24 protein-coding genes are annotated in these 25,329 nt (G+C 72.2%); 8 read left to right on the top strand and 16 right to left on the bottom strand.

Annotated features, from left to right (window positions below; translation table 11 throughout):
* The coding region (locus IE249_RS37920; protein WP_229858865.1) for an AAA family ATPase at positions 1-930 on the bottom strand (930 nt) is incomplete at its 3' end.
* 272 nt (positions 931-1,202) lie between these two features.
* Between IE249_RS37920 and IE249_RS19980 the strand changes: the two genes are divergently transcribed.
* On the top strand, positions 1,203-2,279 hold the full coding sequence (locus IE249_RS19980) for a DUF2510 domain-containing protein (RefSeq protein WP_189706349.1): 1,077 nt from the start codon (positions 1,203-1,205) through the stop codon (positions 2,277-2,279).
* A gap of 146 nt (positions 2,280-2,425) precedes the next feature.
* Here the strand turns inward: IE249_RS19980 and IE249_RS19975 are convergent, their stop codons facing one another.
* On the bottom strand, positions 2,426-3,040 hold the full coding sequence (locus tag IE249_RS19975) for a TetR/AcrR family transcriptional regulator (protein WP_189706347.1): 615 nt from the start codon (positions 3,038-3,040) through the stop codon (positions 2,426-2,428).
* 194 nt (positions 3,041-3,234) lie between these two features.
* Between IE249_RS19975 and IE249_RS19970 the strand changes: the two genes are divergently transcribed.
* A complete protein-coding gene (locus IE249_RS19970) occupies positions 3,235-4,032 on the top strand; it encodes a phosphatase PAP2 family protein (protein ID WP_189706345.1) in 798 nt (265 codons plus the stop codon).
* Positions 4,029-4,976, top strand: coding sequence for a DMT family protein (locus IE249_RS19965; RefSeq protein ID WP_189706343.1), 948 nt, complete (start codon positions 4,029-4,031; stop codon positions 4,974-4,976). Before IE249_RS19970 ends, IE249_RS19965 begins: the two co-directional genes overlap by 4 nt.
* 39 nt (positions 4,977-5,015) lie before the next feature.
* Here IE249_RS19965 and IE249_RS19960 read toward each other — a convergent pair whose 3' ends face one another.
* The 12 genes from IE249_RS19960 to IE249_RS19905 all read right to left on the bottom strand — a co-directional run bounded on the left by IE249_RS19960 (position 5,016) and on the right by IE249_RS19905 (position 20,554).
* Positions 5,016-5,849, bottom strand: a complete 834-nt coding sequence (locus tag IE249_RS19960) for an LURP-one-related family protein (protein WP_189706341.1) — start codon at positions 5,847-5,849, stop codon at positions 5,016-5,018.
* Between the two features lie 52 nt (positions 5,850-5,901).
* A complete protein-coding gene (locus tag IE249_RS19955; protein WP_189706339.1) occupies positions 5,902-7,956 on the bottom strand; it encodes a phosphocholine-specific phospholipase C in 2,055 nt (684 codons plus the stop codon).
* A gap of 232 nt (positions 7,957-8,188) precedes the next feature.
* Complete coding sequence (locus IE249_RS19950) at positions 8,189-10,393, bottom strand: galactose-binding domain-containing protein (RefSeq protein ID WP_189706337.1); 2,205 nt, start codon at positions 10,391-10,393, stop codon at positions 8,189-8,191.
* Between the two features lie 67 nt (positions 10,394-10,460).
* On the bottom strand, positions 10,461-12,077 hold the full coding sequence (locus IE249_RS19945; protein ID WP_189706335.1) for a glycoside hydrolase family 13 protein: 1,617 nt from the start codon (positions 12,075-12,077) through the stop codon (positions 10,461-10,463).
* Positions 12,078-12,139: 62 nt separating this feature from the next.
* The gene (locus IE249_RS19940) at positions 12,140-13,018 is read right to left on the bottom strand and encodes a carbohydrate ABC transporter permease (RefSeq protein WP_189706333.1); all 879 of its coding nucleotides are present in this window, start codon (positions 13,016-13,018) and stop codon (positions 12,140-12,142) included.
* Positions 13,015-13,977, bottom strand: coding sequence for a carbohydrate ABC transporter permease (locus tag IE249_RS19935; RefSeq protein WP_189706331.1), 963 nt, complete (start codon positions 13,975-13,977; stop codon positions 13,015-13,017). Before IE249_RS19935 ends, IE249_RS19940 begins: the two co-directional genes overlap by 4 nt.
* A 6-nt stretch (positions 13,978-13,983) precedes the next feature.
* Complete coding sequence (locus IE249_RS19930; protein WP_189706329.1) at positions 13,984-15,333, bottom strand: ABC transporter substrate-binding protein; 1,350 nt, start codon at positions 15,331-15,333, stop codon at positions 13,984-13,986.
* Positions 15,334-15,476: 143 nt separating this feature from the next.
* On the bottom strand, positions 15,477-16,457 hold the full coding sequence (locus IE249_RS19925) for a LacI family DNA-binding transcriptional regulator (RefSeq protein ID WP_189706468.1): 981 nt from the start codon (positions 16,455-16,457) through the stop codon (positions 15,477-15,479).
* Between the two features lie 72 nt (positions 16,458-16,529).
* The gene (locus IE249_RS19920; RefSeq protein ID WP_189706328.1) at positions 16,530-17,345 is read right to left on the bottom strand and encodes an ABC transporter permease; all 816 of its coding nucleotides are present in this window, start codon (positions 17,343-17,345) and stop codon (positions 16,530-16,532) included.
* 30 nt (positions 17,346-17,375) lie between these two features.
* On the bottom strand, positions 17,376-18,275 hold the full coding sequence (locus IE249_RS19915; RefSeq protein WP_189706326.1) for an ABC transporter permease: 900 nt from the start codon (positions 18,273-18,275) through the stop codon (positions 17,376-17,378).
* A 7-nt stretch (positions 18,276-18,282) separates the two neighbouring features.
* On the bottom strand, positions 18,283-19,494 hold the full coding sequence (locus IE249_RS19910; protein ID WP_189706324.1) for an ABC transporter substrate-binding protein: 1,212 nt from the start codon (positions 19,492-19,494) through the stop codon (positions 18,283-18,285).
* Positions 19,495-19,516: 22 nt separating this feature from the next.
* Positions 19,517-20,554 (bottom strand): ABC transporter ATP-binding protein, encoded by a 1,038-nt coding sequence (locus IE249_RS19905; RefSeq protein WP_189706322.1) that lies wholly within the window; start codon positions 20,552-20,554, stop codon positions 19,517-19,519.
* 111 nt (positions 20,555-20,665) lie between these two features.
* Here IE249_RS19905 and IE249_RS19900 point away from each other — a divergent pair, with 111 nt between their 5' ends.
* Positions 20,666-21,442, top strand: coding sequence for a FadR/GntR family transcriptional regulator (locus IE249_RS19900; protein ID WP_189706320.1), 777 nt, complete (start codon positions 20,666-20,668; stop codon positions 21,440-21,442).
* A 36-nt stretch (positions 21,443-21,478) separates the two neighbouring features.
* Positions 21,479-22,387, top strand: a complete 909-nt coding sequence (locus tag IE249_RS19895) for a cache domain-containing protein (protein WP_229858864.1) — start codon at positions 21,479-21,481, stop codon at positions 22,385-22,387.
* A 17-nt stretch (positions 22,388-22,404) separates the two neighbouring features.
* On the opposite strand, the gene IE249_RS19890 is transcribed toward IE249_RS19895, so the two are convergent.
* Positions 22,405-23,076 carry an MmyB family transcriptional regulator gene (locus IE249_RS19890; protein WP_189706318.1) on the bottom strand — a complete coding sequence of 224 codons (672 nt, stop codon included), beginning with the start codon at positions 23,074-23,076 and terminating at the stop codon, positions 22,405-22,407.
* A gap of 234 nt (positions 23,077-23,310) precedes the next feature.
* On the opposite strand from IE249_RS19890, the gene IE249_RS19885 reads away from it, so the two are divergent.
* The 3 genes from IE249_RS19885 to IE249_RS19875 all read left to right on the top strand — a co-directional run bounded on the left by IE249_RS19885 (position 23,311) and on the right by IE249_RS19875 (position 24,952).
* Complete coding sequence (locus IE249_RS19885; RefSeq protein ID WP_189706316.1) at positions 23,311-23,967, top strand: helix-turn-helix domain-containing protein; 657 nt, start codon at positions 23,311-23,313, stop codon at positions 23,965-23,967.
* 32 nt (positions 23,968-23,999) lie between these two features.
* Positions 24,000-24,560, top strand: coding sequence for a toxin-antitoxin system, toxin component (locus IE249_RS19880; RefSeq protein ID WP_189706464.1), 561 nt, complete (start codon positions 24,000-24,002; stop codon positions 24,558-24,560).
* Between the two features lie 164 nt (positions 24,561-24,724).
* Complete coding sequence (locus IE249_RS19875; RefSeq protein WP_189706315.1) at positions 24,725-24,952, top strand: hypothetical protein; 228 nt, start codon at positions 24,725-24,727, stop codon at positions 24,950-24,952.
* Positions 24,953-24,985: 33 nt separating this feature from the next.
* Here the strand turns inward: IE249_RS19875 and IE249_RS37910 are convergent.
* Positions 24,986-25,329 (bottom strand): 4'-phosphopantetheinyl transferase superfamily protein (locus tag IE249_RS37910; protein ID WP_229858863.1); only part of this gene is annotated, 344 nt, incomplete at its 5' end.

The raw sequence follows: 25,329 nt of genomic DNA, 5'->3' as shown, positions 1-25,329 counted from the left end.
GATTTCGGTGCCGAGGATGGCGGCGGCCCAGGCGAACCGGGTGGCGTCTATGCCGAGTTCCTCCAGGCGGGCGACGAGTCCGCCGCCGCGGGCCGAGCGGTTCAGGGCGCGCAGTTCGCCGGCGTGGGCCTCGGCCGGTTCGAGTTCGCTGTCCTGGACCTTGGCGAGGAGTTCGACGGTCTCGTACGGGTTGCCGGCGGTGACCGCCCACACCTCGCGGCAGAACGCGGCGTCGGCCTGCGGGCCGAGCGTGGCGCGGGTGAGTCCGGCGGTGGCCTCGGGGGTGAGGGCGCTCAGGTCGCTGACGCCGGCCGCGGCGGCGACCGCGTCCAGGCGGCGGGCGCTGTCGCCGTCGGACTCGTCGGGCCTGCGGGCGACGGCGACCAGCACGGAGAGGTCGTCGAGGCGTTCGGCGAAGGCGGCGAGCCAGCGCAGGGTCTCCTCGTCGGCCCAGTGGGCGTCGTCGATGAGCAGCACCAGCGGCCACTCGCGCTTGGCGAGCCTGCGCACCGCGGCGACCAGTCCGTCGCACACGCCCTGCGGGTCGGCCTGCCGGTCGCCGGGCTCGGCGATGCCGAGGGCGGGGCCGGCGATGTCGTACCAGTCGCCGAGGTACTCGCGGGCCTCCTCGGGCATCAGGGACACCAGCGCCGGCTGGAGCAACTGCCGTACCACGTTGAAGGGTACGGAGCGGAGGGTCTCGCCGCCGCGCGCCGACCACACGGTGCAGCCGCGCTGCCGGGCCAGGCGCCGGGTCTCGGCGAGGAGCGCGGTCTTGCCGAGCCCCGCCTCGCCCTGGAAGACCAGCAGGCCTCCGGAGGACGAGCGGTCGGCGCACAGCGTCTCCACCGCCTCCAGGACGGCGGTGATCTCCTCGTCGCGCTCCCACAGGGAGGCCGAGGCGGCCGCACCCGGCCGTACCTCCGTCATCCCGCTACCTCCCCAAGTCGCCCGAACGACGTACGGAACCCGAGCGTAGCCCCCATGCGCGCGAAGTGGAGCAGGGTCCGGTCACGTGTTGCCGTGACGGGTGAAGCCGGTCGCACGCGGGCGACGCGGGACGCCCGCGACCTGGGCGGGTGACAGGAGTGGCGCGTCAACTCCCGGTCAAGAAAGGCCCGGTGCCCCGTCAAGGGGGCCGGGACGGCGAGCAGGGCGGGGTCTCTCATCCGCCTTTCACCGACGCCTCATACGGTGGGGGCATGACGCAGGTGACTCCACCCGGGTGGTACCCCGACCCCGGGCAGACAAGTGACGGTCCCGCCAGCGAGCGCTGGTGGGACGGCAAGGCATGGACGGACCGGACCCGCCCCGCCGGTTCGGCCGCCGCGTGGGGTCCCCCGGCGCAGCCGTCCGCCGGGGAGACCGGACTCCCGGGTCGGCCCGGCTACTACGGGCACCCCGCCTACCCCGGGTACCCGGCGCCGCCGCCGGCCACCCCGCGCCGCGGGCTGCGCACGGGTGTCGCGGTCGCGGTGGCCGCCGCGGTGCTGGCGAGCATCGGGGTCGGTGTGTACGCGCTGGCCGGGAACGGCTCGGGCGGCCAGGACCGCGCCGGGGCGCAGGGCCCGGGCGGGCGCGGCGGTTCCGGCGGGCAGGAAGGTTCCGGCGGCCTCGGCGGACCGTTCGGCGGCGGACCGGGCGGGAACGGCGGCCAAAACGGTGGGAACGGCGGCTCGGGCGGCTCCGGGGGATCCGGTGGTTCCGGTGGTTCCGGTGGTTCCGGTGGGCAGTCCGCCGCGCCGAAGATCAGGAGCGGCTCGGTGACCGACCGGGTGAGCGGCATCAGCCTGCCCATACCCGGCGGCTGGTACGGCCGGCAGCTCACCGCGGGCGCCCAGGTCACCTCGGACGACTCCTACAAGTGTCCCGGGGACACCTCCCAGGAGTGCACCAAGGGCGGCGCCTACTCCGCGCCCGCGCTGCTGCTCGGCACCCAGGGAGGAACTGCCGAAGAGGTCGCGAAGGCCGACATCGCCGCCAACGCCAAGGAGTCCTACGGCGGGAAGACCTACGGCGGGATCACCTCGCACCAGGTGCTCCAGTCCAAGGCGGTGACCGTGGCGGGCCAGAAGGGCTACCTGGTGCGCTGGAAGGCGGTCACCGACAAGGGCGCGGACGGCTATGTCGAGTCGCTCGCCTTCCCCTCGCCGGCCGACTCCCGGCGGATGGTGGTCGTCCGCTTCGGTGTCGACGTGGGGCAGCAGCAGTCGGTGATCGACGACATCACCAAGGGAATCAAGGTGTCCTCGGGCGGGGGCGACGGCCAGAACGTCTGACCGGCCCCGCACATGCGCCGGCCGGGTGAGGCGCCCCTCCGCTCCAGAGGAACCCCACCCGGCCGGTGGTGCGCGCCGCCCCCGTCCCCACGGTGCGGCGCCGGCAGGTCACCGTCCGGTCATCCCGTGGACGGCGGCCTGGGTCTTCACTCGAGGCCGAGCGCCGGCAGCACGGCGGCCTCCACGAACCGGACCATGTAGTCCGGGTCGGCGTACGCCCCCTCCAGCACGGGCCGGATGCGCAGCACGCCGAACAGTTGCGCCGGGACGTACTCCAGCGCGGGCGTGTCCGGCGGGACCTCGCCGCGCTCCACCCCGCGCCGCAGGATCTCGCGCAGCGCGGCGATCTCGGGCTCCACGAGGGCCTCGCGCAGCGCCCGCTTCAGGTCGGGGTCCTGCATGATCGCGTGCCCGAGGGCCTGGAGGAGCCGGGTGTCCTTGCCGGACCACTCGCCCGCGGCCCGCGCGGCCTCGCGCAGGTCCCCGGCGAGGGTGCCGGTGTCGATGCCGGCGAACCGCGAACGGCCGCTGGAGCGCAGCGCGGCCACCACGAACTGCGGCTTGGTCTTCCACTGGCGGTAGAGCGTGGACTTGCTGCAGCGGGTGCTCGCGGCGACGCCCTCCATGGTGACGGCGTCGTACCCGCACTCGCGGATCTGCTCGAGGACGGCGTCGAAGAACTCCCGCTCACGCTCGGGCGTGATCTTGGAGCGGCGCGAGGCGACGACCGACTCCGGTCCGTCCGCGGCCTGCGACGTCATCACTCTTCTCCTTCGCTCGTCCGGGGGCTGCGCTGCCCAGTGTGGCGCATCTCCATCGATACGCCAGTGTACCGATACCTGACCGTATCGATACACTGGCGTACCGGTACGCTAGCGTATCGATGTCAGGCACATGAGCGGGCGGCGCGCACGGCGCCGTTCCCACGCACCACCGTCAGCGAGGGGGCCGGGGCATGCATTCCCGAGAGCAGGAGGCTTCGGCGGGGTCCGCCGGGTCCGCGCGACCCCCGCTCCTGCGTGAGCTCCTGCTGGTCGCCGGGCTCTTCCTGGTCTACAAGTTCGGCCGACAACTGGTCGCCGGGCACACCGGCGAGGCGTTCCGCGACGCGGACCGCGTCTGGAGCCTGGAGAGGGCCGTCCACCTGCCCGGCGAGGGCGGGGTGCAGTCCCTGCTGCTGCACGGCGACACGGCGGTGCACGTGGCGAACACCTATTACGCCGTCGTGCACTTCCCGGTCACCGCGGGCTTCCTGATCTGGCTCTACCTGCGGCGTCCGGAGCACTACGTCTGGGCCCGCCGTGCGCTGGCCGCGGTGACGGCCGCGGCCCTGGTGGCGCATCTCACGTTCCCGCTGGCCCCGCCGCGGATGCTCGCCGAGGCGGGCCTGGTCGACACCGCCCGGGTGTACGGGCCCTCGGTGTACGGGCCGCCGCGGACGGACCACCTGTCCAACCAGTTCGCGGCGATGCCCTCCCTGCACTTCGGCTGGGCGCTGATGGTGGCGGTCGGCCTGATCGCCGCCTCCCGCTCGCGCCTGCGGTGGCTGTGGCTGCTGCACCCGCTGCTGACCCTGGTGGTGATCGTGGGCACGGCGAACCACTACTGGCTGGACGCGTTCGTGGCGGCCGCGCTGCTCGGCCTCGCCCTGCAGGCCGTGCCCCGCCCGCACCGCGCGCAGGACACCGCCGGCGGCCGCCGAGGGCGACCGGTGCCGGCCGAAGGCAACTCCCTGGTGGGGGCGGCCCGGTGAGCGCCGCCGTCCTCGCCGTCGTCCTGTCACTGTTCTCGGCCGTCGCCTACGCCGCGGCGGCGGTCGCCCAGGAGCGGCTCGCCGCGCGGGGCGCCGGAGCGGGCCCGGTCCGGCTGCTGCGCTCGGGCGCCTGGTGGCGGGCCGTCGCGCTGAACGGGTCGGCGGCCCTGCTGCACGTGGTCGCGCTCCGCTACGGGCCGCTCACCGTGGTCCAGCCGCTCGGCGCGCTGACCCTGGTGGCGGCGGTGCCGATGGGGGCGCGGATGGCCGGGCGGCGGGTGGCGGCCGCCGAGTGGCGGGGCACCGCTTACACCCTGCTGGGGCTCGCCGCCCTGCTCGTCGCCGCGTCGGGACCCGCGCCCCGCCAAGTGCTGAGCCCCGCCGAGGCGCTGGCGGTCGCGGGCGGCACGGCCGTCCTCATCGGGGCGCTCTCCCGGCCCGGGGCCCGGCCGGGTCTCCGGCACGCGACCGCGTCCGGTGCCGCCTCGGGTGTCGCCTCGGCGCTCACCCAGACGGTGACGGTGGCCGCGACGGACCACTCGGGGCCGTTGCTCAGCGCGCGGGTGATCACGGTGGCGCTGCTGGTGGCCGCGTTCGCCACGGGCGGGCTGCTGCTGTCGCAGACCGCCTACCGGGGCGGACTGGGCGCCCCGCTGGCCGTGGTGACGCTGGCCAACCCGGTGGCGGCCGCGGTCATCGGGATCACCCTGCTCGGCCAGGGGCTCCAGGGCGGCGTACGGGGTGTGCTCCTCGCGCTGGCGGGCGCGGCGCTGGCCGGCCGGGGCGTGGTGGAGCTGTCGCGCTCGGGCCCGCGCCCGGCCGGCGGCGGCGGTCACGAGGCGCACCCCGTGGCCGCGGTCCTGGCCCTGGAGCGGGAGTCGGCCTCCCAGGAACCGGCACTGCTGCCGAAGCGTTCCGGACCGGGCCACCTCACACCCCTGTGACCATCGCCGTCACACGGCTCTCGTCGTACGGGTCGTCCGTCAGCCCAGGCCGCGCGAGTCCTGCTTGAGCGCGGTGTCGACGGTCAGCGCCGTCGCGACCACCAGGCTCAGCAGCGGCTCGGGCAGCTGGTAGTGGATCTGCAGGACGTAGTTGTCGGCCGTGGTGAACATCGTCTTGGCCAGGCCCTCCCAGGTCTTGGTGATCCGGGCGACCTCGTTGTCGGCGTGGTCGACGATGGCGAAGTTCCAGGCCCGCCAGTTCTCGGCCTTGATGGCGCCGACCTGCTGACCGTTGGCGTTCATCGCGAAGTTGATCTTGCCGAAGACGTTCTTCTGGACGATCTCGCCGACCTGCGAGCCGTCCGGGCGGGACACGACCACGCGCGACTTGAATATCTTCGCGGGCCGGGTCAGCACCAGCAGCGGCTGCCCGTGGTTGTCGCGGATCTCCAGCTTGTGCGTCATGAACTGGTCGAGGCTGGAGACGAAGCGCAGGATCTTCTTCAGCGCGTTCTGCCCGACCTCGGTGACCGAACCGATCTGGTTGCCGTTCTGGTCGAAGACCTTGTACTCGTTGGTCAACTCGATCAGCTTGGCCTTCTGGTTCACCACCAGCACCGGCTCGCTGAACAGCGTGCCGCCGCCGGGGCCGCTCGTGGCGACCCCGGCCTGCTGCTGCACCTGGCGCTGCACCCGGGCGTCGGGGCCGGCCGGCTGCGCCGGGATCTGCGGCGCCATCTGCGGTGCGCCCTGAGGCTGCCGGCCGGCGTGGGTGTGTTCCGTCCACTGGGAGCCGTCCCAGTAACGCAGCGTCTCGGCCGCCCCGTGCGGATCGGGGTACCAGCCTGCAGGTGTGTTCGAATGCGTGGTCACCGGGGCACATTACCGCGAGCCGGCCGGAAAGCAACCGCTTCCCGGCCGCTGATCAGCGGGTCAGGATGGCCGGATCGCTCACCCCCGGGCGCCCGTTCTCCACATGTCCGGCGAACCGCCGCAGAAAGCCCGCCTCCCCTTCGGCGGTGACGGTGAGGTCGTACCAACGCCCGCTGGCCGCGAGCGAGAAGCGCTCCTTCACGGTGGCGCCGGGCCGCACCCGGACCGTCGCCGGCTTCCCGCCGTATCCACTGGCCACCTTCAAACGCACCGCCTTGGCGCCCTTGTTGGTGAAGGTGAGCTCGACGTCGTCGCCCACGTGCCGTGCGGTGACCTCCGGGCCGGCCGTCTTCCCGGGGCCCTTGAAGACGCGCAGGAATCCGTTGGGTCCGTGCACGGTGAGGTCGTGGGAGCCGCCGGAGTAGGCGGAGTTCCAGGTGTCGGCGGTCTTCCGGCCGGCCTCGGTGGTGTAGGTCCAGGGGCCGTCGGTGCGGTTGCCGGAGGTGACGAGGAAGGCGGCGCCCGCGTGCGTGCCGGAGGCGAAGGTGAGGGTCAGCTTTCCGGTCGCCGTATCGGCCGAGGCGTCCACCAGGGGCGCGTACTTGAGGGGCCGGGTGGGCCGGTGGCCGCGCTCCTGCCGGGGCAGCGCGCCCTTGGCGGGCGGGGTGGGGACGTAGTCCGGGTGACGGTTGTGGTCCGGGGGCACATAGCCGGCCGTGCTGGGCAGCGGGACACGCCCGGTGTCCTTGCGGGAGAAGTCGAACGCGGCGGTGAGGTCGCCGCACACGGCCCGCCGCCAGGGCGAGATGTTCGGCTCGCGCACCCCGAAGCGGCGCTCCATGAACCGGATGACGGAGGTGTGGTCGAAGGTCTCGGAACAGACGAAGCCGCCCTTGCTCCAGGGTGAGACGACGAGCATCGGCACGCGCTGTCCCAGGCCGTAGGGGCCGGCGACATGGCCGGCGTCGCCCTTGAACAGGTCCGGGCCCGCGTCGGCCGTGGAGCGGCCCTGGCTCGCGGAGGCCGGCGGGAAGGGCGGGATCAGGTGGTCGAAGAAGCCGTCGTTCTCGTCGTACGTGATGAACAGGGCGGTCCTCGCCCACACTTCGGGATCGGCGGTCAGCGCGTCCAGGACCTGGGAGACGTACCAGGCGCCGTAGTTGGCGGGCCAGTTGGGGTGCTCGGTGAAGGCCTCGGGGGCGACGATCCAGGAGATCTGCGGGAGTTTGCCGCCCTTGACGTCGGCCTTGAGCCGGTCGAAGAAGCCCTCGCCCTTGCGGGCGTCGGTGCCGGTGCGGGCCTTGTCGTAGAGCGGGTCGCCCGGCGCCGCGTCGCGGTACTGGTTGAAGTACAGCAGCGAGTTGTCGCCGTAGTTGCCCCGGTAGGCGTCCTGGATCCAGCCCCAGCCGCCGGCCGCGTCGAGGCCGTCGCCGACGTCCTGGTAGATCCTCCAGGACACGCCCGCCTTCTCCAGCCGCTCGGGGTACGTCGTCCAGCCGTAGCCGGCCTCGTCGTTGCCGAGTACCGGACCGCCGCCCTTGCCGTCGTTGCCGGTGTAACCGGTCCACAGGTAGTAGCGGTTGGGGTCGGTGGAGCCGATGAGGGAGCAGTGGTAGGCGTCGCAGACGGTGAAGGCGTCGGCGAGCGCGTAGTGGAAGGGGATGTCCTCGCGGGTGAGGTACGCCATCGTCGTGGTGCCCTTGGACGGGACCCACTTGTCGTACCTGCCGGAGTCGAAGGCGGCGTGCCCGTCGTTCCAGCCGTGCGGGAGGTCCTGGATGAAGGCGAGGCCCAGGTCGTCGGCGTCGGGGTGGAAGGGCAGGATCTCCTTGCCGGCGGCGTCCTTCTGGTGCCAGACGGACCTGCCGTCGCGCAGGGTGACGGGGCGCGGGTCACCGAAGCCACGCACGCCCCGCAGGGTGCCGAAGTAGTGGTCGAAGGAGCGGTTCTCCTGCATCAGCACGACGATGTGCTCGACATCCTCCAGCGACCCTGTGCGGTGGTTCGCGGGCAGCGCGGCGGCGCGCTCGATGCTGTTGGAGAGCGCGGTGAACGCCGTGGTGGCGCCCGCGAGTTGGAGGAATCGGCGCCGGTTGACCTCGGGCATGGGCAAGGACCTCTCGTCCTGGGTACGGGCGGTACGGGCGCGGCACGCGCGCTGCGAGTGTTCCAAGTCCCCCGAACGGGTGGGAAGGGTGCGATGGCGCCAATGTGAAAAACGGCGGTACGTGAGGTGCGCTCGCGGGCGGCCCCGCGCTTCGCCGAGCTGAGGACCCGCGTGTACGAGCGGATCCAGGCGGCGAAGCGCGGGGCGTCCGGGGAGGCGGGCGACCTGTGGGTCACGGAGTCAGGTACGCCTCCACCTCACTGAACTGGCCCGCCGGCCAGCCGGTGTTGGCGCTCACCGACAGCCGCAGCCAGCGCAGGTTCGTACCGGCCGGCAGCGCGACGGTGGCGGTGTTGCCTGTCGCCGGGTCGAAGCGGTAGCCCTGCGCGCCCACGACGGTCGAGTAGTTCGAGCCGTCGGTGCTGCCCAGCACGGTGATGGTCTGCGTGCGGGCGCCCCAGGCGGTCGACGGCGGCAGCTTGAGCACCAGCCGGCGCACTGCCTGGCCGGAGCCGAGGTCGACCGTCCAGGACTGCGGGAAGGCGTTGTTGGCCGACTCCCAGTAGCTGCCGGCGTCCCCGTCGACCGCCTTGCCGGGGGTGTAGACGTCCTGCGAGCCGGTCGCGGTGGCCGGGCGGCCCTTGGCGAGGTTCCGGTTCGGATCGGGGTCGGGGTTGCCCTGGCCGGGCTGCGGCCAGGTCGAGCAGTCGTCCCAGGTGCCGGCCCAGCCGGAGTTGCCGCCGCCGTCGGTGAGCGTGAAGCTGCCCGAGCCGGACGGGTAGGGGCAGTTGTAGACGCCGGCCGCGCCCACGGTCGTGGCGGTGACGTCGCGGAAGGTGGCCGCGCCCTGCGCCTCGGCCTGCACGACGACCGTGCCGGTGTTCTTCACGGTCGCGCCGTCCACGGTGACGCCCTTGACGGGGTAGCCGTGCCCGCCGCCGGAGACGAACTCGAAGGCGCTGTACGGGCTGTCGGTGATCGTGGTGTTGGTGATGTCGACGGTGGCGTTGACGGCGCTGTCGTAGGAGTCGACGCGCAGCGCGCCCATCGGGTGGTTCCAGTTGGGGTTCATCGCGCCGGCCCGCACGAGGGTGTTGCCGTCGACGGTGATGGTCCCGGCGAGCGGGCTGAAGGGGTCGAGGAACTTCTGGTTGGAGATGGCGATGCCGCTGCCGAGGGCGTTGGTGTCGGAGACCAGGTTGCCGCGCACGGTGATGTCCGTGCCGCCGTAGACCGCTATGCCGTTGGCGAGGTTGGGCTGGGAGATCGTGTTGTTCTCGAAGCTGCTGTCGGTGTCCGGGGCGTTCAGGGACCACATGGCGAGGGAGTCGTCGCCCTGGTTGCGCAGGAAGTTGCCGCGGACCTTCACTCCCCTGGCGTTGCCGTTGAGGTTGAGTCCGTCGGCGGTGGTGTCGAGGATCCGGTTGTTCTCCACGACGAGGTTGTCGTTGTTCCCCATGAGCCAGAAGCCGCACTTGAGGTGCTGGATCCACATCCCGGAGACGGAGGAGTTCGGCCCGAGCGAGCCGTTGACGAAGTTGTCGGGGTTGGAGTCGACGCGCTCGGTGACCTCGCCGATGACGGCGAAGTCCTTGATGTGGACGTTGCCGGAGGAGTTCGACTGGTCGATGAAGCGCGAGGTGTGCACCACCGAGTACCAGTCGCCGGCGCCCTGGAGGGTGACGTTCTGCACCCCGCTCAGCGAGGAGGTCAGCCGGTAGTCGCCCGGCGGGATCCACACCACTCCCCCCTGCGCCGCGGCGATGGCGTCGCGGAAGGCCTGGGTGGAGTCGCCCTGGCCGCTGGGGTCGGCGCCCCTGGCGGTGACGGACACCGACCCGGCGGGCTGCGTCGCGGCCCGCGCGACCTGCTCGAAGTCGGCCACGTCCACGGTGACCTGCGCATTGGTGGCCACGAGGGCGACCTTGTCGCCGGCTTGGACGTCCCGGCCTAGCAGCAGCCGCGAGTTGTCGTAGAAGTGGTGGGTCTTGGCGCCGGCGATCCAGCCGGTGTCGACGTAGGAGTACTTGGAGGTGACGGGGAGGGTCTGCGCGAGCCTGGCTCCGTTGACGTACACGTCGAGCGTGCCGGACTGGCCGTCGGGGACGCTGTAGGAGACGTTCACCGCGTTGGCGGCGCGCGGCACGGTGAACTCGACGCGCTGTCCGGCGGCCAGGCGTACGGCCTGGCGGCCCGAGGCCTCGGAGGCGAGGGTGCCCTGGGTGTAGTCCGGGCCGATCTTCGTGCCGGTGTTGGTGGCGGACTCGGCCTCGACCGAGGTGAAGGGCAGGGAGGCGCCCGCGACCGCGTGCGCGGCCGGCGAGCCGAGGGCGACGAGCGTGCCGGCCGCGAGGGCGACGGCGGCGCCGACGGCGGAGGGGCGCCGGGCGGTTCTGGGGATGCTTCCGGAACGTGTGGTGCTCGTTGTGCCGTGCATGTGCTGATCCCTTCGTGGTGGGGGTGCGGGGATAGCGCGGTGCGGGTCGGCGGTCCGGGTGCGCGGGTCAGGCGCGCAGCCAGACCGCCGTGTCCTGCGGGAGCCGGCCCCGGTCGTCCAGGGGGCCGCTGGCCAGCAGGAGTTCGGTGTGGCCGGGCAGTCCGGCGGGGGCTGCCGAGAGGTTCACCAGACACCTGGTCCCGTCGGCGCGGGCGAAAGCGAGGACGCCCTCGGGCGCGGGCAGCCAGGTGAGGGGCGCGTCGCCGAACACCGGGCGCAGGCGGATCGCCTCGCGGTAGAGGGCGAGCATCGAACCGGGGTCCCTCTCCTGCCGGTCGACGGCGTACTCCGTCCAGCCGGCCGGCTGCGGCAGCCACGGCTCCTCGCGCGAGCCGAACCCCGCGCACGGCGCCCCGGCCGCCCACGGCAGCGGCACCCGGCAGCCGTCCCGGCCGGGGTCGGTGCCGCCGGAGCGGAAGTGCATCGGGTCCTCGATGCGGTCCACCGGGATGCAGGCCTCGGGCAGGCCGAGTTCCTCGCCCTGGTAGAGGTAGACGGCGCCGGGCAGGGCCAGGGAGAGCAGGGCCGCGGCGCGGGCCCGGCGGGTGCCGAGGCCGAGGTCGGTGGGGGTGCCGTAGGCCTTGGCGGCGAAGTCGAAGCCGGTGTCCTCGCGGCCGTAGCGGGTGACCGTGCGGGTGATGTCGTGGTTGCACAGGACCCAGGTCGCGGGCGCGCCGACGGGGGCGTGCTCGGCGAGGGTGTCGTCGATCGCGGTACTCAGCCGGCGGGCGTCCCAGGGGCAGGACATGAACGCGAAGTTGAAGGCGCTGTGGAGCTCGTCGGGGCGCAGGTAGCGGGCGAAGCGCTCGCTGTCGGGCAGCCACACCTCGCCGACGAAGACGCCCCCGTACTCGTCGGCGACCCGCCGCCAGGAGCGGTAGACCTCGTGCAGTTCGTCGCGGTCCACGTACGGGTGCGGGTCGCGGCCCTCGGTGAAGTCGGGCAGCCGGGGGTCCTTGACCAGCAGGGCGGCGGAGTCGATGCGTACGCCCGCCACACCGCGCTCGAACCAGAAGCGGAGGATGTCCTCGTGCTCCTGACGCACCGCCGGGTGGGCCCAGTTGAGGTCGGGCTGTTCGGGGGCGAAGAGGTGGAGGTACCAGTCGCCGTCCGGGAGCCGGGTCCAGGCCGGGCCGCCGAACTGGGACGTCCAGTCGTTGGGCGGCAGTTCGCCCCGCTCGCCGCGTCCGGTCCGGAAGTGGAACAGCTCGCGCTCGGGTGCGCCGGGGGCCGCGGCGCGGGCGGCGCGGAACCAGGGGTGCTGGTCGGAGACGTGGTTGGGCACGATGTCGACGATGGTGCGGATGCCCAGCTCGCGGGCCTCCGCGATGAGTTTCTCGGCCTCGGCGAGGGTGCCGAAGACCGGGTCGATGGCGCGGTAGTCGGCGACGTCGTAGCCGCCGTCCTTCATCGGGGAGAGGTACCAGGGGCTGAACCACAGGGCGTCCACGCCGAGTCCGGCGAGGTACGGCAGCCGGGAGCGGACGCCCGCGAGGTCGCCGGTGCCGTCCCCGTCGCCGTCGGCGAAGCTGCGGACGTACACCTGGTAGATGACGGCGGTGCGCCACCAGGTGTCGCCGCGGCGGCCGTCGGGGGCGTTGCGGGCATGGCTGGGCTGTCCCACTGTGCGTGCCTTTCTGTCTCGGTGAGGAAGGGCGGGGTCGCCGGGCGGGGAGGGCGGGGCTGTCAGCCCTTCGTGCTGCCCGCGCTGATCCCGGCGATGATGTGCCGCTGGAAGACGAGGAAGAGCGCGACCATCGGGATGCTGGCGATCACCATGGCGGCGATGAGCACGGTCAGCTGGATGTTCTGCGACAGCTGCACCAGGGCCACGCTGATCGGCTGCTTGTCCGTGTCGGAGAAGACCATCAGCGGCCACAGGAAGTCCTGCCAGACGGCGACCAGCGCGAAGATCGACACCACGCCGAGCACCGGCCGGGACATCGGCAGCACGATGGACCACAGGACGCGCAGCTTGCCGGCGCCGTCGATCTCGGCGGCCTCCAGCACGTCGCGCGGTATCTGGTCGAAGAACCGCTTGAGCAGGTAGAGATTGAAGGCGTTGGCGACGGCCGGCAGCCAGATCGCGAGGGGGTCGTTGAGCAGGCTGGTGTGGATCAGCGGCAGGTCGGCGACCGTCAGGTACTTGGGCACGACGAGTGCCTGGGCCGGCACCATCAGGGTGGCGAGGATGCCGCCGAGGATCACCTTGCCGAAGGCGGGACGAAGCTTGGACAGGGCGTAGGCGGCCGCGGTGCAGAACACCAGCTGGCAGGCCCAGGCGCCGGCCGCCTGCACGGCCGTGTTCCACAGGTGCTGCGGGAGCTGCATCAGGTCCCAGGCGTCGGCGTACGCGCCGAGGCGCCAGTGTTGGGGGACGAGGGTGGGCGGCGTCCGCGCCACCTCGTCCGCCGACTTCATCGCGCCGGTGACCATCCAGTAGACGGGGAAGAGGAAGGCGAGGGTGAACAGCAGCACCACGCCGGTGAAGACGGTCCAGTAGGCGGCCTTCCCGCGCGGGCGGGCCAGGGCCGCCGGGGAGAGCAGGGTGCGGGTGGCGCTCATGCGTCCTCCTCGCCGGAGCCGGAGCGGGTCAGGCGCAGATAGCCGGCGGAGAACACGCCGAGCAGCACGAGCAGCATGACGCTGAGGGCGCAGGCGCCGCCGAAGTCGTTGTAGAGGAAGGCGTACTTGTAGATGAGGTAGAGGACGGTGACGGTGGCGTTCTCCGGGCCGCCGCCGGTGATCACGAAGGGTTCGGTGAACACCTGCATGGTGGCGATGATCTGGAGGAGCATCAGCATCAGGATCACGAACCGGGTCTGCGGGATCGTGACGTGCCGGACACGCTGGAGGAGGTTCGCTCCGTCGAGTTCGGCGGCCTCGTACAGCTCGCCGGGGATGGACTGCAGGGCGGCCAGGTAGATCAGGACGGTACCGCCCATGTTGGCCCAGGTGGCGACGAGGACCAGGGAGACCAGGGCGGTGTCGGCGCCGTTGGTCCAGTTCGAGGTGGGCAGGTGCAGGGCGCCCAGCGCCTCGTTGGCGAGGCCGGCGCCGGGGTCGTAGAACCACTTCCACAGCAGGGCGCTGACCACGGGCGGGATCATCACCGGGAGGTAGACCACGACCCGGAAGAAGGCCTTGGCGTGGCGCAGTTCGTTGAGGACGAGGGCCAGTACGAAGGGGACGGCGAAGCCGATCAGCAGGGCCAGCGCCGTGAAGGTGAGCGTGTTGCGCCAGGCGGCGCCGAACTCGGGGTCGTGCAGGACGCGGGTGAAGTTGGCGGTGCCGGCCCACTCGGGCGCCTGGCCGGGGGTGTACTTCTGGAAGGCGATCACGACCGCGCGGATCGCCGGGTACCAGGAGAACAGGGCGAAGCAGATCAGGCCGCCGAGGAGGAAGGCGTAGGCGCGGGCCTGTTCGGCGAGGCGGCGCCGCCACCGGTCCCCTGCCGGGGGCGGCGCCGGTACGGGGTGGACGGGGACCGCCCGGGCGGGCCGCCGCTCGGCCGTCTTGGTCATCACCGGTCAGCTCCGGGCGAGGATGCCGTCGATCTTGCCGGAGGCGTCCTCGAGGAGCCGGTCGATGTCGGCGTCCTTCTTGGTGAGGACGGCGGAGACGACTCCGTCGAGGACGGAGTAGATCTGCTGGGCGTTGGGCGGCTCGACCTTGAGCTGGAGCTTCTGGTTGCCCTCGAGGAAGGAACGGTAGTTCTCCACGGGCACGTTGGCGTTGGCCTTCTTGGCCTGCTGGTCCTCGGCGTCGGCGGCGCCGGTGAACAGGCGCGGCTCGGGCAGGCCGACGGGCGCGTTGTGGGCCTTGGCGCGGGCGTAGTCGCCGAGGAAGCCCTTGCCGGGGGTGAGGAACATGTGGTCGAGCCACTTCAGGCCGGCGCGGATCTGGGCGGGTGTGTCCTTCTTGCTGAACATGTAGCCGTCGCCGCCGACGAGCGTGCCCCTGCCGCCGGGCATGGGGCCGAGCGCGAGGTCCTGGTAGTTGCCGCCCTTCTCCTTGACCAGGATGGGGATGTTGTCGGGCGCGGAGAGGTACATGCCGAGCTTGCCCGAACCCATCATCTGCTGCACGTCGTTGATGACCAGGAGCTGCTTGCTGCCCATGGAGTCGTCCGTCCAGCGCATGTCGTGCAGGTTGCGCAGCACGGCGTGGCCCTCGGGGGTGTCGACGGTGGCCTTCTTGCCGTCCGCGGAGACGACGTCGCCGCCTTGCGAGTACAGCTCGGCGGTGAAGTGCCAGCCGCCCTGGTTCTGGGCGCTGTAGTCGGCGTAGCCGACGGTGCCGCCGCCGAGCGCGGCGATCCTCTTGGCGTCCGCGCGGACCTCTTCCCACGTGGTGGGCGGCTTGTCGGGGTCGAGGCCGGCCTTCTTGAAGAGCTTCTTGTTGTAGATCAAACCCATCGAGTAGCCGGTGCGCGGGATGCCGTAGACCTTGCCGTCCACGGTGTAGATGTCGCGCAGCTGCTTCTGGATGGTGCCGTAGCTCTTCAGCTCCTTGACGTACGGGGTGAGATCGGCGGCCTGGCGGGTGTCGACGACGTGCTTGACGTCGGTGAAGTAGGTGTAGAAGACGTCCTCCATCTGGCCGCCGGCGAGCTTGGCGTCGAACGTCTTGGGGTCCTCGCAGGGGAACGCGTCGTGCGCGACGACGTCGATGTCCGAGTGCCGTCCTTCGAAGGCGGCGACGTCCTGGTCGAAGAACCCGCGGTCGACCTTGGCGCTCGCCGGCGGGCGGCAGTTGACCGTGATGCGGGTCTTGCCGCTCGCGGAGTCGTCGCTGTTCGAGCCGCACGACGTCACGGCGAGGGCGAGGGAGCAGACGCCGATCGCGGCGACGGCATGGCGGAACCCGGTGCTTCTCATCGGTGGACCCCTTTGGGCAGGAGCGGTGGGCGCCGCACACTCAAGCACCGTCGACGACAGCGCGCAATATCTCGCGCAGCAGATGAAATTATTTAACAGTCAGCCGAAATCTCCCGGACGGCTCGCGACAGCTCGCGGACGACTCAGCCGCGGGGCGCCTGCGCGGTGGAGCCGCGCACCACCAGCTCCGGCTCGAACAGCAGCTCGTCGGCGGGTACGGAACTGCCCCCGATCTGCGCGTTCAGCAGTTCGACGGCAGCCTTGCCCATCGACTCGATGGGCTGGCGGACCGTGGTCAGCGGCGGTTCGGTGCAGTTCATCAGCGCGGAGTCGTCGTAGCCCACGACCGAGATCCGGGACGGGACGTCGAGTCCGCGGCGTCGCGCGGCCCGTACGACGCCGAGGGCCAGTGGGTCGCTGGCGCAGATGAACCCGGTGACCCCCCGGTCGATCAGCTTGGACCCGGCGGCGTGGCCGCCCTCGATGGAGAAGATGGCCCGCGCCACGAACTCCTCCGGCAGCTCCTGACCCCCCACCGCGCGCGCCGCGGCCAGCTTGCGCGCCGAGGGCACGTGGTCGCCGGGGCCGAGGACGAGGCCGATCCGCTCGTGGCCCAGGGAGGCGAGATGCCGCCAGGCCTGCTCGACGGCGACCGCGTCGTCGCAGGACACGCTGGGGAACCCCAGGCGCTCTATCCCCGCGTTGACCAGCACCACCGGGATGTTGCGCTCGGCCAGCAGCCGGTAGTGGTCGTGGGGCGCGTCCGCCTGCGCGTACAGCCCGCCGGCGAAGACGACCCCGGAGACCTGCTGCTGGAGCAGCAGCTCCACGTAGTCGGCCTCGGAGACGCCGCCCTTGGTCTGTGTGCACAGCACGGGGGTCAGGCCGAGCTGGGCGAGCGCCCCGCCGATGACCTCGGCGAAGGCGGGGAAGATGGGGTTCTGCAGTTCGGGCAGGACCAGGCCGACCAGCCGGGCGCGTTCGCCGCGCAGCTGGGTGGGCCGCTCGTAGCCGAGGACGTCCAGCGCGGTGAGCACCGCCTGCCGGGTGGCCCCGGAGACCCCTGGCTTGCCGTTGAGCACCCGGCTGACGGTGGCCTCGCTGACCCCGACCTTCTTCGCCACTTCCGCAAGTCGTCGCGTCACGCACGCAACTCTAGCGCAAGTTACGCAAGTCGTTTGCGTAAAGGCGCAACGTCAGACTCGGCTGCCGGTGGCGGTGTCGGCCGACAGCCGCTGGGCGATGTAGATCGGCACGACGGAGAGCAGGACCAGCACGGCCGCCACGACGTTGACGACCGGGGCCTGCTGCGGCCGGGTCATGTTGTCGAAGATCCAGATGGGGAGGGTCTCCACGCCGGGCCCGGCGGTGAAAGTGGTCACCACGATCTCGTCGAAGGACAGGGCGAAAGCCAGCAGGCCGCCCGCGAACAGAGCCGAGCGCACCAGCGGGAAGGTGATGTCGGCGAAGGCGCGGAAGGTGTGCGCGCCGAGGTCCGCCGCCGCCTCCTCGTAGGAGCCGGAGGTGCGGCGCAGCCGGGCGGCGACGTTGTTGAAGACGACGACGATACAGAAGGTGGCGTGCCCGACGACCACCGTGAACAGGCCGAGGCCCACCCCGAGCGGCTCCAGCACCGTGGAGAAGGCCGAGTTGAGGGCGATGCCGGTGACGATGCCGGGCAGGGCGATGGGCAGCACGACGACGAAGGAGATCGCGTCGCGGCCGAAGAAGCGGTGCCGGGCCACCGCGAAGGCGACCAGCGTGCCCAGCACCAGGGCGATCGCGGTCGCGCCGAGGCCGGCCTCGACCGAGGTCCACAGGGCCGCGCGGGCGCCGGAGTTGTGCCAGGCCACCGACCACCAGTGCGTGGTCAGGCCCGGCGGCGGCCAGCTCGCGCTGCGGTCCGGGTTCAGTGAATTGACGAGGACCAGCAGCAGCGGCACGTAGATCACCGCGAAGCCGAGGGCGGCGGCGGCGCGCAGCGCGATGCGCGCGGTCCGCGAGAGCTGCATGACCAGAACACCCCTTCAGATGCCGGTTATTCAGATGCTGCTGAGCGCGCCCGTGCGGCGCATCGCCAGCAGATAGAGCACGATCACGACGACGGGGACCGTGCCGAGCGCGGCGGCCATGGGCAGGTCGAGCTCGATGTTGGAGTACACGAGGTTGCCGATCAGCTGGGTCTTCCCGCCGACGATCTGCACGGTGATGTAGTCGCCGAGGCTGAGCGAGAAGGTGAAGATCGATCCGGCCGCGACCGACGGCAGCACCATGGGCGCCACCACCGAGCGGAAGGTGCGGCCGGGACGGGCGCCGAGGTCGGCCGAGGCGTCGAGCAGGTTGGCGGGAAACTGCGCGAGCGCGGTGTGCACGGGCAGGATCATGTACGGCAGCCAGAGGTAGGTCAGGGTGAGCACGGTGGCCGGGAGCCCGAAGCCGGGACCGCTCAGCCCGAGCGGCTCCAGCATCCAGTCGCAGAGGCCTCCTTGGGAGAGGATCAGCCGCCAGGCGTACACCTTGACCAGGTAGCTGGCCCACAGCGGGGTGAGGATGGCGACGACGAGCAGCGGCCGCCACCTCGGCCGGGCCACTCGGGCGGTGTAGAAGGCGACCGGGAAGGCGATCACCACGCACAGGGCGGTGACCGCGAGGGCCACACCGACGCTGCGAAGGATCACCTGGCGGTAGACGGGCGTGGTGAACAGGGTGTGGAAGTTGTCCGCCGACCAGACCTTCACCACCTCGGAGGTGAAGGAGTCGGTCGTCCAGAACGCCGAGACGAACAGCACCGCCAGCGAGCCGAGGTAGAGCACGGCCAGCCACAGCAGCGGCGCGGTGAGCAGCAGGGCGAGGCGGAGCCGGGGGCGGCGGTGCAGCGCCCCGGCGAGCCGCCGGGCGGTGGCCCTGGGGCCCTGCCCGGCGGTCTGTGCGACGACGGTCATCGGAGGCTCAGCCCTTGATCTCGGTCCAGGCCTGGACCCACTTGGCGTACGGCACGCACTTGACGTCGGTGCGGCCGTCCAGGCACTGCTGGATGGGCGTGTTCCAGAAGGCGACGCGCTTCCAGTACGCGGTGTCGGCCGCGTGGTAGGTGGCGCAGAAGTTCTTGTCGCCGGTCAGGGCGCAGGCCTTGGCGTTGGCGGGCGCCTCGCCGAAGTACTCGGCGACCTGGGCGTTGACCTTCGGGGAGACGATCCAGTCCAGCCACTTGTAGGCGCAGTTGGGGTGCTTGGCCTTGGCGGAGACCATCCAGGTGTCCGACCAGCCGGTCGCCCCCTCCTTCGGGACGAAGGCCTTGATCTTCGCGCCCTCGGAGGCGGCGAGGTTGGCGATGACCTGCCAGGTGGTGCCGATGACGGAGTCGCCGCTCTTGAAGGCGGAGACCTCCTTGAGGTAGTCGCTCCAGTACTCGCCGACGTCGGCGTTCTGCTTCTTCAGCAGGGCGACGGCGGCGTCGAACTGCTTCTGGTCGAGCGCGTAGGGGTCCTTGATCTTCAGCTCGGGCCTGGTGGCCTTGAGGTACAGGGCGGCGTCGGCGATGTAGATGGGCGAGTCGTACGCCGTGACGTGGCCCTTGTACCGCGCGGCGTCGTCGAAGACGGCGGACCAGGACGTGGGCGCGGGGTTCACCTTCTGCGTGTCGTACATCAGCAGGTTGGCGCCCCGGCCGTGCGGGATGCCGTAGGCCTTGCCCTTGACCGAGTTCCAGGCCTGCAGCTTCAGGTCGGGGAAGACGTCCTTGTAGTTCGGCACGAGCGCGGTGTTGACCGGGGCCGCGTCGCCGGAGGCGATCAGGCGCAGGGAGGCGTCGCCGGAGGCGGACACGGCGTCGTACTCCCCGGTCTTCATCAGTTTGACCATCTCGTCGGAGCTGGCGGCGACCTTGGAGTGGACCTGACAGCCCGTCTGCTTCTCGAAGTCGTGGACCCAGTCGACCTTGGGGTCGTTGGAGCCGTCCTCGACGTAGCCGGCCCAGGCGATGAGGTTGACCTGGCCCTCGGTCCTGCCGAGCGCGGAAGGGGCCTTGAGGTCGGGCGGGTTGAGGCCGCCCGGGGAGGCGCCGCCGCCGGAGCCGGAGGAGCCGCAGGCGGCGGCGGTGAGCAGCAGCGCGGCGGCGGCCGCCGCCCGCAGGGTTCGGGTGATGCGCACGACGTACTCCATGGGGTGTGGGCGGGCGTGGTGCTCAGCGGGCGCCGGGGACCCGGACGGCGTGGCGGCGGTGCCACGTCAGACGGACCCGGGCGCCGCGGTAGGCGGCGACGTCCTCGGCGGAGGTCTCCAGGTTCTGCTGGAGCGCGGTGAGGCGGCCGCCGGCGTCGAGGTCGACCAGGAAGCGGGTGGCGTCGCCGAGGTAGACCACCTCGGCCACGGTGCCCGTGGCGCCGGCGAGATCCGGCTCGTCGGCGAGGGCGGACTCCTTCAGGACGCGGATCTTCTCCGGCCGCACGCTGTACGTGCCGGGTGAGCCGAGGATCCGCTGCGCCGACTCGCCGTGCAGCAGGTTGGAGGTGCCGACGAAGGACGCGACGAACTCGGTCGCGGGTCGCTCGTAGATCTCTGCGGGGGCGCCGACCTGTTCGATGCGGCCCTGGTGGAAGACCGCGATGCGGTCGCTCATCGTCAGGGCCTCCTCCTGGTCGTGGGTGACGAGGACGAAGGTGATGCCGACCTCGCGCTGCAGCGCCTTGAGCTCGACCTGCATCTGCTCGCGCAGCTTGAGGTCGAGGGCGCCGAGCGGCTCGTCGAGCAGCAGCACGCGGGGGCGGCCGACGAGGGCGCGGGCGAGCGCGACGCGCTGGCGCTGGCCGCCGGAGAGCTCGGCCGGGCGCCGCCTGCCGTATCCCTCCAGGCGCACCTCGGCGAGCGCCCCGCGGGCCCGCACCAGCCGCTCGGCCCTGGGCACCCGGCGGACCTTCAGGCCGTAGGCGACGTTCTGCTCGACGGTCATGTGCGGGAAGAGGGCGTAGTCCTGGAAGACGGTGTGGACGTCCCGCTCGAACGGCGCGAGCCGGGTCACGTCCCGTCCTGCGAGTTCGACGCTGCCCCCGGTCGGGGTCTCGAAGCCGGCGATCAGACGCAGGACCGTGGTCTTGCCGGACCCGGAGGGCCCGAGCATCGAGAAGAACTCCCCGTCCCGTATCTCCAGGTCGACCCCGGCCACCGCGGCCGTCTGTCCGAACGACTTGCGCAGACCCTGCAGCCGGATGGCAATTCCCTCCATGCGGGAACCTTTCTGGCGCTCATGAACGTTGAACGGAAAGATATGAAGTCATAGTTCAAAGCTCAAGACCGCCTCAAGGCAAAGCTTGGGTCAACTGGCAAGGTGGTGGCCGTGAAACAGCGACACGTCGAGAACGACGCCAGGGACACGAGCGGCCGGGGCGGTGGGCAGGGCGCCCGGCGGGCCGTATTCGCGCCGGTGGAGAGCCGGGCGCGGGTGGAGGCGGTGGTCCGCCGGATCGGCGACGCCATCGAGCTCGGACTGCTCGCCGACGGTGAGCAGTTGCCCGGCGAGAGCGAGCTGGCCGGCCTGCTCGGGGTGTCCACGGTGACGTTGCGGGAGGCTCTGATGGCGCTGCGGCAGCAGGGCCTGGTCACCACCCGGCGCGGCCGGGGCGGCGGCAGCTTCGTCTCGCTGCCCGAACAGCCCGGTCAGGAGCGGCTGCGGGCCCGGCTGCGCGGCTGGAGCAGCGAGGAGCTGCGTGACCTCGGCGACCACTGGGCCGCCCTGTCCGGCGCCGCGGCCCTGCTCGCCGCCGAGCGCACCGGGCCGGACGACCTGCGCCCGCTCCTGCGGTCGGTGGAGGAGCTGGCGGGCGCCCCGGACGCGGCGGCACGCAGCAGGGTGTACGGCCGTTTCCACGTGGAACTCGCGGCGGCCGCGCAGTCCGCCCGGCTCACCCGGGAGCAGGTGACGCTGCAGACGGAGGTGGGGGCGCTGCTCTGCCTCGTGCTCGCCTCCGACGAATATCGTGAAGAAGTGGCAGATCGTCACCGCGCCGTGATCCGCGCCGTGCAGGATGAAGCCCCGGATTCGGCCCGTACGCTGGCCGAGCGGTGCGTACGGGAGTCGGCGGCGCGGCTCATCGCCCTGCGGCTGGCCCTTTAGCGCGCACCGTGCGCGGCCCCGTCGCTGGAGGGCACCATGAGCAGGATCCCCGCACTCGCCGGGACGGCGGACACTCCGCGCGCCCCGGCCGGTGGGCGGCACGGCACAGGCGAGGAACACGGACGGCGCCCCGACCGCGGCGGGCTCCTGGAGGCCGAGGAGCGCGTCGCCGCCGGGGTGGGCCGTGCCCTCGAGGCGGTGTTCGCCGCGGTCGCCGAGACCCGCGCCGACACCGCCGCGCTGCTGGCCCGGGTGGCGGACGCGGGCCGCCGCCCGGTCAGCGCCGACCTCGCGGCGCTGCGGCCGGGGCTGCATCCGCGGCTCGCACGCGAGGAACTGGTCTCGGGCGTGGGTTTCGTCGCCGCCCCCGGGCTGCTGAGCGACGTGCCGGCCTGGCTGGAGTGGTGGCAGTCCACCGCCGAGGGAGAGGTACGGCCGCTGCTGCTCGACCTGGACCCGCGGCAGTCGGCGTACTCCGACTACACGCACTGGGACTGGTTCGCCCTGCCGCGCGACACCGGGCTGCGGGCGGTGGCCGGGCCCTACGTGGACTACCTGTGCTCCGACGAGTACAGCCTCACGCTGTCCGCCCCGGTGGAGCTGGCGGGCCGCTTCGCCGGGGTCGCCGCCGCGGACGTGTACCTGCGGCACTTCGAGGACGCGGCGCTCCCCCTGCTGCGGGAACTGCCGGGCCCCGCACACCTGGTGAACGCACGCGGCCGCGTGGCCGCCTCCGCCGACCCCGCGCATCTGGCCGGTTCCCTCACCAAGGGCCACGACTTCGCGGCGGTGCTGCGGGAGGGGCGCACCGTCACCGGGGCCGGTCCCGGGGTGCGGCTGGTGCCGTGCCGGGGGCTGCCGCTGGTGCTCGTGTGGCGGACGGCGACGGAGGACTCCGTACGGGCCGCGGCGGCCGGGGTGGGCCCGGCGCCGTCGGCGACCTGAACGCCGACGGTGCCGGGTCAGGCCTCCGGGGCCGGCACCACGCTGAGGTGGCCGGAGGCGCGGCGGGCGCGGCGGGCCGCGCGCGGGGACGGGGCGGTGCGCCGCGTCTCGCGCAGCACCAGGGTCAGCCGGGTGTACCCGAGGTCCCGCAGCGTCGCCGGGGTCTCCTCCACGATCCGGCAGTCGGTGGCGCCCCAGCGCGGGTCGGGGTGCAGCAGCGGGCGGACCGCGCCGTCGGGCTCGGCGGCCGACTCGCCGACGCTGCGGATCCAGTGCGGCAGGCCGTGCCGGTAGGCGGCCTCCATGATGGGGTCCTGGGCGATGTCACGGCGGACGGCCTGCAGCGCCGGGTCGTGGCCGCGGCGCTCGAGGGCGGCGGCGAACTGCGCCAGCATGGGCAGGCACCAGCGCGACTCGTGGTCGCCGAGGACCGTGCCCGCGTCCGGGTGGAAGAGCACGAAACGCAGGAAGTTGACGTCCGGCATGGCCGTCGGGTGCGGGGCGGCCCGGCCGAAGAGCGAGTTGAAGGCGCTGTTGGCCAGGACGACGTCCCAGCACTGGTCGACGACGAAGGAGGGAAACGGGACGGCCTGCAGGAGCGTGGCGTAGTCGCGCAGGTAGGCCTGCGCCTCGCGGCTGTCGGGGACGGGCCGCGGCGCCGGCCGCTGCCCTCCTGCCTGAAATGCCATCGGGAGGTCACCCCTCTTGCCTCTGCGGCCTTCACGCGGCGCCTTGATCCTGCGGCTCAGGAAGGAGCGGTGTCAACTATCGTGGCATTTCATGCCGGTTGACGGCTGAAATTGGCCACAGTTGTGGCGAGACCTGGATGTGAGTTCGAACGACCGGCTACTCTCCGGGAAGTTCACGGCGCCCCGCCCTGTGAAAAGCCTGTGATACCTGTGAGAGACGTAGGAGATCTGTCGGTGACCGATGGCATCGAGGATCCGGGCACCACGGCGCCGGCCGTGCTGCCGGCCGTCGTCGCACGCGTCACCGCGCTCGCCGGCCGGCTCGGCGTGCCGCAGGCGGAGGTCTTCGACGTCGGCCGCCTGTCCGTGGCCTGCGGTGTGCCGGAGTCCGTGGTCAGGGCCCTGCTGAGCGGGCGGCCCGCGGGCGAGCCGGACGTCCAGGCGCGGTTCCTGCAACGGCTGGACCTGTTGCGCCGCACCCGGCTCAAGCCCAACGGGCGGCGCTACACCCAGCAGGAGATAGCCGACGGCGCGGGCATGTCGCGGCAGCAGGCGGGCGCCCTCATCAACGGCGACCGGCGGCCCACGATGGAGCACTGCGACGCCATCCAGCGGTTCTTCCGGGTTCACGCCGGCTTTCTGACCGCCGAGGACCCCGAGGCCCTCGCGGGCGCCCTGCAGCGCACCGAGCAGGAGCTGCTGCAGCGGCTGGCCGACCGCGAGCGCCGGGCCGCCGAGGCCGCGGACGACCCGCTGGAGCGGCTGCTGCAGGACCACGGCGTGCGCGGAATAGCGTGGCGGGCCGCACAACTGCCCACCGACCAGCACCGGGACAAGGTCGCCGAGTGGCTGGACATGCTTCTGGAGAGCGTCAAGCGGCCCGAGTCGTGATGCAGGGGAGAACCGTGGGCATCGCCAAGGACATGCGCCGGCTCTGCGGCGAGCTGGTCGCCGAGCTGACGCTGCCGGTGCCGGCCCGGCCCGCCGATCTGTACGCCGCGCTGTGCGAGGGGATGAGCCGGCGCCGCGGGCGCCCGGTCCTCTTCCGTACGGCCGCCTTCCCGCCCGGCACGGCCAGCGGGCTGTGGCTCGACATGGTCGAGCAGGACCTGGTCCTGGTCGAGGAACGCACCGCGCCCGACCACCAGTTGGTGATCCTCGGGCACGAGCTGTGGCACATGAAGGCCGGGCACTGCGGACACCACGTGGACGGCGTCCAGGTCGCCGCGCGCCTGCTCGAGGACGGCGCCGACCTGCGCGCGACCGTGCACCGCGCCGCCGCGCGCAGCGGGTTCGACCAGGCCGAGGAGGAGGAGGCCGAGAGCTTCGGCCTGCTGCTGGCCAGCAAGTGCCGTACGTGGCTGGCGGGTTCCTCGTTACGCGGCCCGGTGCACCGGGACCGTCTCGCGGGGCGCATCGAGGCGTCCCTCGGATACCTGGGCCACCGGGTGGAGGGCGAAGGCCCGGCCAGGGGCCGGCCTTAGGAACTCGTGCCTGGGCCGAGCGCGGGAAGCGGGGCCGGGTGCGGGGGGATTGTCAGTGGTGGGCGGCAAGCTGGAGGGTGCGCCACCGCCGGCCCGATCCGCACCAGAGGCCCTGGGTGGCGGCGTGTGACCGTGTGACGCCGAAACCGGGGAGAGCCAGACCCATGCCGACCGCCGTACTGACCGACCGCGAGCGAACCGCCGTCCAGGCCTACCTGCGCCTGCTGCACACGGTGCGCGCCGCCTTCGACGGCCCACCGGACGGTGCCCGCCCGCCCCTCGTACCCCCCGCCGTGCTCGTCGAGGCCGAACAGGCCCTCGCCCGCGCGGGCCTGGCGGGCAACGAGGAGGCCTTCTTCGAGCTCCTGCGCGAGTGGTGTCCCGACCGGTAGCCCGTCGCGCCCACGCCCGCCCGCCGGGTTCCGTCAGGCGGGCGGGACCGTGACCGCGGTGGCCAGCAGGCCGCCGGTGGTGATCCAGCGGCCGTCGAAGTGGCCGAGGCGGTGGCCGCCGACCACGGGGCCGGGGACGAGCAGACGGGCGCGGAAGCGGCCGTGCCGGGGCGCGCCGGGGCCGGGCTGGAACTCGATGTCGGCCTCGGAGAAGTCCAGCCACTTGCCGGTGAGAGGGAACCACGCCTTGTAGACGGACTCCTTCGCGCTGAACAGCAGCCGGTCGAAGTGCACGTCCGGGTGGCGGGCCGCGAGACCCTCGAGCCGCCGCTCCTCGGCGGGCAGCGCGACGGTCGTCAGGACGCCCTCGGGCAGCG

The sequence above is a fragment of the Streptomyces anandii JCM 4720 genome (assembly GCF_014650655.1).
In the GTDB taxonomy this organism is placed as follows: Bacteria; Actinomycetota; Actinomycetes; order Streptomycetales; family Streptomycetaceae; genus Streptomyces; species Streptomyces anandii.
Note: the sequence above shows the minus strand (reverse complement) of the source record. Positions and strands in the feature narration are given on the sequence as shown.